At 73.1% G+C, this 12,017-nt stretch carries 6 protein-coding genes; all 6 read right to left on the bottom strand.

Translation table 11 applies throughout. The features are described from left to right. Window positions 1-70 precede the first annotated feature (70 nt). Window positions 71-1,117 carry an NAD(P)-dependent alcohol dehydrogenase gene (locus UA75_RS26045; RefSeq protein ID WP_075742496.1) on the bottom strand — a complete coding sequence of 349 codons (1,047 nt, stop codon included), beginning with the start codon at window positions 1,115-1,117 and terminating at the stop codon, window positions 71-73. 419 nt (window positions 1,118-1,536) lie between these two features. Continuing rightward, window positions 1,537-2,346: a GNAT family N-acetyltransferase gene (locus UA75_RS26040; RefSeq protein WP_075742495.1), complete on the bottom strand. Its 810-nt coding sequence runs from the start codon at window positions 2,344-2,346 to the stop codon at window positions 1,537-1,539. A gap of 98 nt (window positions 2,347-2,444) precedes the next feature. Further along, a complete protein-coding gene (locus UA75_RS32200) occupies window positions 2,445-3,317 on the bottom strand; it encodes a DUF3152 domain-containing protein (protein ID WP_083683628.1) in 873 nt (290 codons plus the stop codon). A gap of 712 nt (window positions 3,318-4,029) precedes the next feature. Then, window positions 4,030-8,235, bottom strand: a complete 4,206-nt coding sequence (locus tag UA75_RS26030) for a TIGR02680 family protein (RefSeq protein WP_075742494.1) — start codon at window positions 8,233-8,235, stop codon at window positions 4,030-4,032. After that, a complete protein-coding gene (locus tag UA75_RS26025; protein ID WP_075742493.1) occupies window positions 8,232-9,488 on the bottom strand; it encodes a TIGR02678 family protein in 1,257 nt (418 codons plus the stop codon). Before UA75_RS26025 ends, UA75_RS26030 begins: the two co-directional genes overlap by 4 nt. Beyond that, entirely contained in the window at window positions 9,485-11,674 is a 2,190-nt protein-coding gene (locus UA75_RS26020) for a DUF2397 domain-containing protein (protein ID WP_232251124.1), read from the bottom strand. Before UA75_RS26020 ends, UA75_RS26025 begins: the two co-directional genes overlap by 4 nt. Window positions 11,675-12,017: the final 343 nt, after the last annotated feature.

Raw genomic sequence — 12,017 nt, 5'->3', positions numbered from 1 at the left:
GCCCGCCGGGGCGCGCGAAAGAGCAGCCACGCTCTCGTCTGACGCCGCCGCCCCGGCGATCCCGGCCTGCTCAGGAGGCCAGGGTGGAGATGTCGATGACGAATCGGTAGCGGACGTCCGAGGCCAGGACGCGCTCCCAGGCGGTGTTGATCTGGTCGGCGCGAATGATCTCGACCTCCGGGGCGATGCCGTGCTCGGCGCAGAAGTCGAGCATCTCCTGGGTCTCGGCGATCCCGCCGATCTTCGACCCGGCGAAGGACCGCTGGTTCTCGAAGAGCGTGAACAGGGTCACCGGGACCGGCTCCGGCGGGGCGCCGACGTTCACGAGCGTGCCGTGCAGCGTGAGCAGTCCCAGATAGGCGTCCAGATTCAGCGGGGCGCTGACGGTGTTCACGATCAGGTCGAAGGTGTTCGCCAGCTCCTCGAACGTCGCCGGGTCGCTGGTCGCGTGATAGTGGTCCGCGCCGAGGCGCAGACCGTCGTCCTTCTTGCGGAGGCTCTGCGAGAGGACGGTGACCTCGGCGCCGAGGGCATGGGCGAGCTGGACGGCCATGTGTCCGAGGCCGCCGAGGCCGACGACGGCGACCTTCTTGCCGGGGCCCGCGTTCCAGCGTCGCAGCGGCGAGTAGGTGGTGATCCCCGCGCACAGCAGCGGGGCGGCCTTCTCGAACGGGATCGCCTCGGGGATGCGCAGCGTGAAGTGCTCGTCGACGACGATGTGCGAGGAGTAACCGCCCTGGGTGATGGAGCCGTCGGGTTCGGTGCCGTTATAGGTGTCGGTGAACCCGGCGAGGCAGTACTGCTCCTGGCCTGCCAGGCAGTTCGTGCATTCTCGGCACGATTCGACCATGCAGCCGACGCCGACGCGGTCGCCGATCTGGTGGCGGGTGACCTCGGCGCCGACCTGGGTGACGGTCCCGGCGATCTCGTGCCCGACGGTGAGCGGGTAGGGCACGTCGCCCCAGTCGCCCCGGACGGTGTGGATGTCGGAGTGACACACGCCTGCCCAGGCGATCTCGATCAGCACGTCCCGAGGACCGACCTCCCGGCGGGAGATCATCCCGGGCGTGAGCGGGTCGGTGGCCGAGACGGCGGTGTAGGCGGGTACGAGGGTCATCGAAGTCCTTCGTGATGTTCGGGGGTGCGACAAGGCGCGTCCGTGCTCGTCCGGCGGGGTCGGGCCGCAGGCGGCTCGAGCGCCGCAGCGGACGTGGGACGCCTTCACCACGGAACCATCGCGCCGCCCCGGGCGGGAGGTTCTCTCAGAACCCCTCTCCGCCGGGGGCGGCGGTGACGTGCGTCGCAGGGGCTCGGCCTGGCGGGTGAGCGCCTTCGGAGCGATCTCGACGCTGGCGCAGGCCCGGTTTGGCGATCGCTCGGGTCCTGGTCGCTCGACCTGAGCAGGAGCGACGGGCCTGCGCTGGGCGCAGGCGGACCGGCCGGACGTCGTCCGTCGGCTTCGCCGCCGATCGTGCTGTGTCGGTGCTGCCCTGGTCGACGCGGACCGGACGCCCCGCCGAGGCACCTCCCGGTCGGTCAGGACTCGGTCTGTGGTGCAGGCCGACTGTAGGACCAGGTCACGAGGGTCGGGCGGAATCCCAGCCTGGCGTAGAGGTGTTTGGGATGGTCGTCCGGATCGGCGGCGATCAGCAGCTCGCGTGCGCCTCGTCGCCTGGCCTGTGCCACGGCCGCGACGATCAGGGCGGTCGCGATGCCCTGGCGGCGGTGGTCGGATCGGACGAAGACGTCCTCGACGATCCCGAGACCGCCTTCCCCCGCCGCGGAGACCACGAAACCGACGACCGTCTCGCCTGCGGCGGCCACCTGGAAGTCCGCGTGGCGGCTCAGCTCCCGCCGCAGCCCGACGGCGGCGTCCGTCACCTCGTGGGGGCGCGTCTGCACGCCCGCCGCCCGGTCCTCTTCCTCGTGGTCGAGCCGGAACAGCCGGGCCACGGCAGGCCAGTCGGCCTCGCGCAGTGGTCGGACCTCGAGGCCGGGGACGTCGACCTCAGACGCGGCGCCGTCGGGAACGGTGAGCGGTCCGTCGCACACGAGTTGGAGTTCCGAGTCTCCCTGCCAGCCCTCGATGATCAGCCGAGGCTCGACGTCGAGCCGCCCGGCGGGGTGCAGCCGAACCGTCGAACAGACCCGGCCGGTCCGGCGTTCGGCGGCCGCCAGCACCTCGGGCAGCCGATCGGCGCCGGTCTCGGCCGAGAGCTGGAGGAAGTCGCCCAGTGGGTGGGGCGCGATCCCCGGATGGGAGACCACCGTGCCGCCGTCGACCGCGGATCGGCTGTCCCCGAGAGCCCAGTAGGCCGTGATCGTGTCGACGACTCGCTGCGCCATGCCGTGACGTTACCGCGACCCGATCAGTCGTCCGCGAGCGCTGATCACTCAGGCGACCGCAGGCTCGTCGATCAACCGGCCCGGCTAGGGCCCGGTTCTCACGGGAACGGCCAGCCGTTGCGCTCGCAGCCCTGCAGGCCGTAGGTCTGCTGCTGCATCACCGGGGCGAGGGCACCGGGGGCGGGGCAGTTGACGTGTCCGAAGCCCAGGGCGTGCCCGACCTCGTGATTGATCACGTAGATCCGGTAGCTCTCCAGATCGCCGTCGAAGTGCGGAACACCGCTGACCCAGCGGTTCTGATTGATCACCGATCGGGTGCCGTTGAAGCAGGAGACCTCGCCGTTCGTACTCAGCGGCGCGCACAGCTCGTCGGTGAACTCCGGAGAGGCCAGCGTCACGCGGAAGTCGACCGGTTCGGCATCGACCCGTTGGAAGGACATGGCGCCCTCGTTGCTCCAGCTCCGTTCGTCGCCCAGGGTGCGCTCGACGTCCTCGGCGAACGCCCTCGGATAGCCGGGCAGTCCGTCCTCCACCTCCACGAGATAGCGGCGCAGCGGGCCGTCGCCGTACACCCGGCCCTCGCCGGGGACGACCGTCAGCGTCCGATCCGCGCTCCACACCTCCGTCTCGCGAGCGAAACCCACCTCGGGAGGGGGTGCCGAGACGCCCGGCGACGCGCCAGGACGCGCCGAACGTGCCTCCGGCGCGCCGGGAACGTCGGCCGGGGTCGTGAGCGGCTCGCTCACCTCCTCCTGAGCCGTGTCCGTCGGCGGCGTCTCCCGCTCGCGCAGGCCGCCCGCCGTGTCCACGGCCCACAGCAACGCCACCGGAATGGTGATCAACAAGATCAGTCTCCTGACCCGGCGAACGGTCTCCCGCCTGCCTGCCTTCCGGCTGGTCTTCGCAGGTGAAGGACCCTCCGCAGACTCTGCCGGAGTGTCGTCCCGTCGCTTGCCCTCGCCCGTGCTCATCGAGGGGAGAGCGTAGTCCGCCCGCGTGGACGCGGCGCGACGTCGGTCCCCGTCCGGGGGGATGCTCGGCTCGGCTCGGCCTGCGGACCGCCCGAGCGCGCCACGGGGCCGACGCGCCTACGGGGCTGTCCGACACGCCGAGCGGGGCGGCCGACACGCCGGGCGGCTCCCGGGGGCGTCGAGCGGGCGGGCCGGCTGTTCGGCGAAGGGTGCGCGGCAGACTTGCTCCACGCCCCGGACTCGGATGGCGTGTTCGGGCCGCCGAGCACGGGACCGGCGGTCTCCGGGCGGTGAAGTCGGCCGGTCGGCCTGCCTGGTGTGCCCGGGACGGGCAGGCAGGACGGCTCGATCGGACAGCGGTTCGGGGCAGCAGCCCGGCGAGGCACTCGCCCGATCACGGCTGCCTCATCCGAATGCGCACGCGGTGACCGGTTCGTCCCGTGGTCGACGAGGTGATCACACCGCTCTCGGGAGCGGGCGGCGGCGACGCGACGCGGGTCGCGAAACGGGCCCCGTGCTCGGCCTGCCTGCCCGCCCCCGGCGGTAGACCCGACGACAATGTCGTCACCCACCGGGTCCGACGACGCGGCGGAGACCCCCATCACCACCGTGCCGAGGGTCAGCTTGCCGTACGTCGCTAAACGTTTCCTACATTCGCGTGATTCTCAAGCGAATGGTTGACCTTTCGCGATTGGAGGCGTACTCAGCGTGATCATCTGTCCTGTCCGGTCAGGTCTCGGCCGTCCCAGGTGGTGTGCGTGCAGGCCAGTCCGCCGCCGCTCTTCGGCCGCAGCACGTCGTAGATGTGCATCCGGGGAATCTTCGGAGACACCCCCCAGCCGCTCGGCCAGGTGATCAGCCAGTCCATGTCGACGTCGACCAGCAGCCCCAGCATCCGGGCGATGGTCGGATCGTCCAGCCGTTCGAAGGCCTCGTCCAGCAGTACCAGCCGCAGCGGCTCCACCGTCGTCTCCTCGGTGCCCGCCGCCCCGACCGCGTCGTAGAACGAGGCCGCCGCCGCGAACAACGTCACGTAGGACACCAGCCGGGTCTCGCCGGAGGACAGCTGACGCAGCCTGCGCACCCGGGGCCTGCCGTCCGGTCCGTCGTCGCGGACCCGCACGGTGAAGGCGTGCCAGCCTCGATAGTCCAAGGCCCTGGTGAGGATCTCCGCATAGCCGCCGGTCCTGGTGTCGCGCTCGGCCTCAATCCGCTCGGTCAACGCTCGCCGCAGCGCCTCGTCCTGCCCGCCGTCGCGGTCGGCGAAGGGCGTGCGGACGAGTTCCAGGGCCTGCCTCGTCGGCTCGTCCAGCGCGGCGGACGGGCGCCACTCCAGCTGGACGTGCACCCCTTGACTCGATCGGGCCCGATCCAGCACGTCGTTCATCCGTCGGCACAGGTCCTCGGCCACCGCGATCTGACCCCGCAGGCGCTCCGCGAGGTCCCTGATCAGGTAGTCGGAGAAGATCGTCTGGTATCGCTCGCCGAGGAAGCCGCGCTGCCTGCCGAGCTGCTCCGCGACGCGACTCGCCGCCTCGGCCACCGGCCGGGGCCCGTCGGCACTGCTCACCGTCACGCACAGCACGCCTGCCTGCTCGGTGGCCTGGATGTCGTGGGTGCCTGCCAGCGCGGCCTGGAGCGCTTGGAGCCTGCCGATCACCGACGCCTCCGAGACGGCCGCGCCCGCCCGGCCTTCGCCGAGCAGCCGCAGCGCCTCGGCCGGGTCGGCGGGCGGAGTTCGCGGGACGTCCTGCCCGGCCTCGGCCACCGCAGCAGCCCACAGGCCGGGGGTGCGCAGCGACTCGCGGAACGCCGCCGTCGCCCGCTCTTCCTGCGCCGCCCGACCGTCGAGCTGCGCCTGCCGGGTCTCGGTCAGCGTCGCGACCTTCGCGGCCCGCTCCCGCAGCGCGGCGACCCGCTCCCTGGCGGCGGGCAGCTCCGCGCGGCAGTCGACTCGCCGCTGCTCCAATGCGGCCAGCAGGTCCGCCACCTCGCCTGCCTCGCGGCCGACCGCGTCGGTCAGCTCCGCCAGTGCCGCGGCTTGCTCGGCATGGGAGGAACAGGCCTGCTCGGCCTGTCGTTCCGCCTCGACACGATCCTGTTCGGCGGCGTGCAGATGACGCAGGCCCTCGGCCAGGTCCGCCACGGTGCGCACCGCCCGCTGGCTGAGCGACTCGGCGAGCCGCTCGATGGTCTCCCTGGCCTGCTCGGCGGCCTGCCGGGCGGCGGCCAGCTCGGCGCTGTCCGAGGACAGCCCCGCCGAGGCGCCCGCCCTGGCCAGCTCCGCCGCCACCGCCTGTTCGCGCTGCTCCGTGAGCCGATGGCGGGCCCGCAGCGACTCGGCTCGGGTCGCAGCCTCGTCTGCGACGCCCCGCGCGCTGCTCGCCGAGGCGTGCGCCGCGATCAACTCCCCGTCGTCCGGGAAGGACTCCACCCGCGCCACCAGCTCGGCCTCGGCGTCGACCGCCTCGGTGAGGGCCCGCTCTGCGGCGGCCTGTTCACCGCGCAGGCTGTCCAGCTCGTCCTCCAGCTCGACGATCCGCCGCATCCGCGCGGCCTTGCGGGCGCCCGCGCCGACGTACTCGGCGGCGTCCTTGTGCCAGGCGCCCCGCAGCACCCCCGCCGACCAGCGGCCCGAGGTCGAGACGGTGAGGCTCGTCGACGGCTCCGCACCCGAACCAGGCGTGTCGACGCTCACCGTCCGCAGCAGCGCCTCGACCACCTCGGCCGCCACGGGCGAATCGCCGTCGTCGGCCGGGATCAGCAGCTCCGCCAGGGTCCGGCCGGGCGGGAGCGTGGTTCCGTCGGAGACCGCCAGCAGCTCGGCCGAGGCGGGCAGGCGGGCGGCGCCCGCGGCGTCGACCCACGCCGTGAGCAGACCCGATGCGGTCAAGGCCGCCTCGAGCCCTGCCTGGTCCGCAGGCTCGACCTCGGGCCGGAAGTCCACCAGTCGGTAGAACGGGGCGCCCCGCGTCGCATCCTGGTCGTGCTCGACCCAGCCCGCCGTCGGCGGGCGGTGCCGCTCACCGGACCGCGTGCCCGCCAGCTCTCGGTCCCGCTGCTCGATCGCCCCGCGCACCCTGGACAGCTCGCCCCGCGCCGCCGCCGTCCGCGCAGCGGCCGAGGCGACGCCAGGCGCGCACCAGGCACGGGCGGCGTCGCGCACGGCACGCGGCGCGGCGAGATCCCGTTGCAGGTCGGCCGTCGAGGGCAGCTCCGGCACGGTGTGCAGTGCATCGAACCGCTCGCCCGCAGGCGCGTGCGACGCCGACTCGAACCACGCCCTGGCCCGGTCCCGCCAGCGTTCGGCGGCGTCGCCGAGCCGTTGATCGGCCTCATGACGGCGCCCGGCGGCCTCGGTGGCCGCGACCTGCGCCGCCCGCACGTCCCGATGGGACTGGGCCAGGGCGACACCGGCCCGGTCCGCCTCGGCGGCCTGCTGATGCAGGCTGGAGATCAACGCCACCCGCCGACGGGTCTCCGCCGTCGCCCGCTCTGCGACACCTGCCGCCGCCTGGAGCTGGTCGGTCAGCATCTCCGGGGACAACGCGGGCAGGTGCCTGCGCTCCACCGGCAGCGGCTCCGAACCGGGGTCGGGCTTGGCCAGCACCGGCTCGTGCCGCACCTCGACGTCGACGCTCGGGGCGGGCGGCACGGTCGGACACAGGCTCGGATCCAGCCCCGCCGCCGCCAGTCGCGCGGCTGCGGCGTCGGCCAGTTCCCGGGCCGCCGAGGCGTCCTGATGCAGCCGTCGCAGCACGCCGAGGACGGCGTCGACGGCGCGATCCTCCTGGCCGCGTTGCCTGCCCGCCGTCTCCAACGCCGTCTGCGCGGAGGCCCGGCCCGCCGCCACCAACGCCTCGCGGTCCTCCAGATCCCGGAGTCCCTGATAGGCAGGCATCGACTTCATGCCGTCGATGCGCACCTCCAGCTCGCTCTCCTCGGTCTCCAGCCGCCGTACCGTGCCCGCCGCCGCCTCGCGTTCGGCGAAGGCCTTGTCACCGCGCCGTTCCAGGTCGGCCAGCTCGGCGCGCAGCGCGGCCAGCTCCTCGGCGGCGGCGCTCATCTGCCTGCCAAGCTTGCGCAGCGAACCCGCCGCGTACCCCGAGTAGCCCGCCACGAAGGTGCTCAGCGCTCGGTCGGCGGTGCTCAGGCCGATGATGTTCTCCCGAATCGCCTCCAGGTCGTCGAACGAGCCCGCCAGCGACTCGACCAGCGTCGTGTCCAACGGCGGGAGCGCGTCGGAGAGGATCTGTTCGAGCTGGCCCTCCAACACCTTCAGGCCCACGTCCGGGTTGCGCAGCGTCCGCTGCAGATGCAGGAGGTCGCCATAGCGGGCGGCAGGAAGTCGATAGACCAGCTCCGCCACCCTGGCCCGGAAGGTGCTCTCGTCGAGCACGCAGTCCGGCCCGAGCACGTCGCGCAGCCCGGCCGCGCTCAACGGCACTTCGTCGACGCCGACCAGCCGTAGATCGACGCCGATCCGCCGCGTGGTGATGAAGCGCCACGAGTCGGTGATCTGCTGGGAGGTCTTGGAGGCCTTGACCCCGATTCCGCAGGTCAGATACTCGAGTGCGTCCGGGGCGGCGCCGTCCTGGTCCGCTGGGTCCTTCTCGGGCCCGGCGGGTGCGGTCCTGGCCAGCTCGACCCAGGCGTAGCCGATCCGGTTCGGACCACCGGTGTAGTCGTCGAGCATCAGCCTGCGGATGCTCACCGTGTCGAAGCCCTTGGAGCCGAGCTGCCGCAGATCCCCGTCCAGGCACAGCGGAAGCAGCAGCTCCAGCGTGCGGGACTTCCCCGACCCGTTGGTGCCTTGGAAGATGGCCCGGCCGCCGGAGAGATCGAAGGTCTGCTCGGCGTACTGCCAGATGTTGACGATGCCGCCGCGATGCAGCCGCCACCGACCGGACTCGCTCACATCAGACCTTCCGTCTCGTCGAACAGGGACCAGTCGGCCTGCGGGGCCGGACTCGGTTCAGGTGCCTCGGTCGGGCGCCCCGGCGCGTCGTCCGGCTGCGGCAGCCAACGGTGCGCGGCGGGGGAGAGCAGCCAGCCCGCCGGATCGTCCTCGTCCCGGCGGGCCAGCCGCAGCCTGATCAACAGGCGCAAAACCTCGGTGGTCAGGCCGTCGAGATCCTCCGTCGCGCCCCGCGACCAGGCGGCGGGGAACGCCGTGACCAGCTCGTCGCAGGCCTGGCGCACCTCCGCCGTCGTCACCGGACGGCTCCCGTCGGCGCATGCCTCGTGCAGGTCCGTCAGCACCGGCAGCGCCAGCAGCGCGATGCGCGACACCGTGCTCGCACCGGGAAATGCCACGTCGGTGAGGTACTCCTCGGGGTCGGTGACGGCCACGCCCTCCAGCCGGATCTCGCTGAGCAGCCCGAAGCCGCGGTCCAGCAGCAGCGACTCGCGCCGTTGGTTGCGGCGCAGCCAGGCGGACTCCTCATCGGACAGCTCCGAGTGCAGCACCACCGGGTCCTCGACCAGCCTGCGCCGCACCGAGTGCTCCACGCCGCGCGCGCCGGGACGGGCCGCCAGCCGGATCAGGTCGGCCGGGGTCTCCGCCTCGCCGAGCGGCCCGCTGACCAGCAGCCCGAGCAGATCGGTGTCGATGGTGATCAATGCCTCGGCGGGCCCGTCCTGCTGCCAGGGCGCGACGGTGCCCTCCGTCTCGCTGATCACGCCGAGACTCAGCAGCAGCCGTAGGGCGGCGGTCAGCGCGCGACGATCAGCGATGTCGTCGGTCACCTTGATGCCCGCCTCGGCCGCCGCCCCTCGGAGATCGTTGACCAGTCGCGACAGCAGGACCTGCCGTCCCGCGCCCGTGAGACAGGCCAGCGCGAGCGCGACGTAGGCATGGCCTCGCGGCGAGAGCGTGGGTTCGTCCCGCGTCGCGTCCTGGCCGGGCCCGGTCTTGTAGAGCCGGGCGAAGCGGCGCTCCACCACCAGTCGGTACCCCAGCAGCGTCGTGAACAGATCCACCAGCAGCGTCCGATGCCGGTGGATCAGCGGCAGCAGGTCGCCGTCCGGGCCGCTCGCCCGCAGCAGGGGCCTGCGCAGCAGCACTCTGGCGCACCGGGCGACGTCGGCGGCGTCGATGTCGGACAGTCCGTCCAGCAGGGCGAGCCCGGCCGCGCCGCTGCCCCGACTCCGCGTCGCGCGCCCGCTCATCGCTGTGCCTCGCTGGTCGGCCGGTCCGTCGCGGAACTCGGCGGGTGGGGGCCGTCGACCGTGGAGCGGTACTCGACGGCCGTCGTCGCTGCGGTCGGCCGCTCGGCTGCGGGGTGCGCCTGCTCCGGGGCGGCCGTCGCGGGAGCCGCCGAGGACTCGGCCGGGGTCGTCTCGCCGGGTGCCGCACTGTCGAGCCCGGCCGCCGCAGGACTCGGCTCGTCGGCGGCTGCCGGGTGGTGCCCTGCTTTGTCGAACGCTGCTTTGTCGACCGCTGCTTCGTCAGCCCCCGCCTCGCTGACCCCTGCCGCAGCCTGCGCCGCCGACGGGACGGCCGGCCTGGTCGGTGCGCCGACCGTCGAGACGGGTCGCGCCGATCGCGGCCGCCCGCCGGTACCCGCTCGGCCTGCCGCGTCTCGACTCCCGTCCTCGCCTGCGGCCAGCGTGACGATCGTGTCGTGCAGGGTCAGCCTGCCGCTCGTGCCGGTCAGCGTGGTGTGTCGCCCCGGCTGCGGTGTCACGGTCAACCGCAGTCCGTGCACCGGATCGGCCACCGAACTCGCGTCCTGTCTGCTGTCCCGGCTCGCCATCGCGAGCGTCAGCAGATCGCAGACCACCCGCAGCGCCTGCGGCGAGAGCGTCGCGTCGGCCAGGTTCGGTGCGGCGGCGGCCAGTTCGTCCACCGCTGCCTGATGCGCTCGCGCGTCCTGGCGGGCCTGAGCGAGCAGGGTCTGCTCGGTGATCGGATCGAACACGACCCGCGAGGTGCGGCCTCGGGCGCCTCGGTCCGCACGGGATCGGACGCTGACCGAGACGTCGATCACCGGGCCGTCTCGCCAGGCGGTGTGCTCGTCGTCGCCGTCGTGCTCCGGCGGCGGGAGCAGATTGCGCGCGGAGTACAGGCCGAACGCCGCCGCGTAGAGCCGCGCCGACTGCTCGCGGTCGCTCGCGTCGAACCAGGAGGCCAGCCGGAGCAGCTCGGCTCGCCTGCCGGGCAGCGTGCCCGCGCCCGCAGTGGCTCGCTTGACGCCCGCCAGCAGCGTGCCGATCGCGCGGGCCGTGGCCTCCCGCAATGCCGTCACCTGGCTCGGCCGACCGGCGCGGTCGACGAACCAGTCGGTCAGCTCCCGCCAGTCCGAGGCCGACCGGCCCCTGGACCGCTCCAGCCCGGCGTCCCAGCCCTCGGTCGGTCCGAGCAGCCGCAGCAGCTCGCCGCGCGAGCGGGCCAGCCTGGCCAGCAGCCCGCCGATGTTCGGGGTGTGCCGGAGCACGTCCTCCACGACCATCTGGATGTAGTCGACGAGCAGGTCGCGGAAGCCCGACAGCTCCTCGGAGTCGAGCTGATGGCGGGTGACCACCTGCCCGAGGTAGGCATAGAAGTCGCGGACGGTGGCCGCCAGCTCGGCATGCTGGAGGAACAGCGTGGTCACCTGCTCGGCGAGCAGCTCGCGCCTGCTCAGCAGGCGTCGCGATCCGGCGTCGCCGTGCTCGGCGGTCAGCGCCTCGCTCAGGGTGGCACCCAGACCGCGCAGCCCCCGTTCGATCGCGGGCAGCAGCTCGCGGGAGACCTCGCGGGCGCCCTCCGGGACGGCGAGCAGCTCGTCGACGTCCCGCTGCACCCGGACCGCGAGCTTGCTCACCTGGTATCGGACGCTGCCGTGTTGGAACTCCGCGATGCTCGCGGCGACGGTCTCCCGCCTGCCGTGCACGAGATTCCCCCACTCCACGAGCTGACGGAGGCGCGAGATCACGGTGTCCACGTGATGCTCGCCGGGGTCGATCAGGCCCGCCCGCTCCACACCGGCCAGGGCGCCTGCGACCTCGCCTGCGGACAGGTCGGCGAGCAGGGTGCCCGCGAACAGCCGCATGATCGCCAGATAGGTACGTCGATAGTCACGTGCACCGAGGTAGGCGAAGAGCTGGAGTCGACCGGCGGGATCGACGTCCGAGGTCTCGGCCTGCCGCTCGCTCGGCAGGCCCGCCCTCGTCGATCCGGGGTCCGCCGGGCCCGTGCTCGGCCCGTCCGTCGCCGCGCCGTTCCGAGGACGCTCGTCTGCTGTGCGGCCGGACCCCGGCCTGCCGTCGCGATGCGCGCCGGTGGGGCTCGTCGTGTCCCGCGGGGTCGCCTCGGATTCCGTCGAGCCACCGGGGATCGGGGCTCGCGACGGCGGCGGCTCGACTTCGGTCACGGCAGGTCACGATAGAGGCAGCTCACCCCGCACAATCGGGTCGGGTCGGCAGGCCGCCACCCCCTACCGCGAGTGAGCGGACCCGGCATGGTGCCGAACGCGCCAGGCCCCTCGCCTGCCCTTCTTCGCCGCGCCGATCGGTGCGGGGAGGCGCGAAGAATGCAGGCGCAGGCGCCTGCCGCCGGTGATCCGCGTGCGGCGGATCACACGTTGTCCGGCCCCGACCGCGACGACGGCGACCCTCGCGGCTCCCGGGGCCTGCGGTGCGTGGCGGGACGTCCCCGCCGAGTCGGCAGGCAGCGGCGTGGCGTCCGTCGGGGCGCCGTGGTGGGCGGGATGGTCG

This window comes from Actinoalloteichus sp. GBA129-24, assembly GCF_001941645.1.
Lineage (GTDB): Bacteria > Actinomycetota > Actinomycetes > Mycobacteriales > Pseudonocardiaceae > Actinoalloteichus_A > Actinoalloteichus_A fjordicus.
This window is presented reverse-complemented; position numbering and strand designations above follow the sequence as displayed.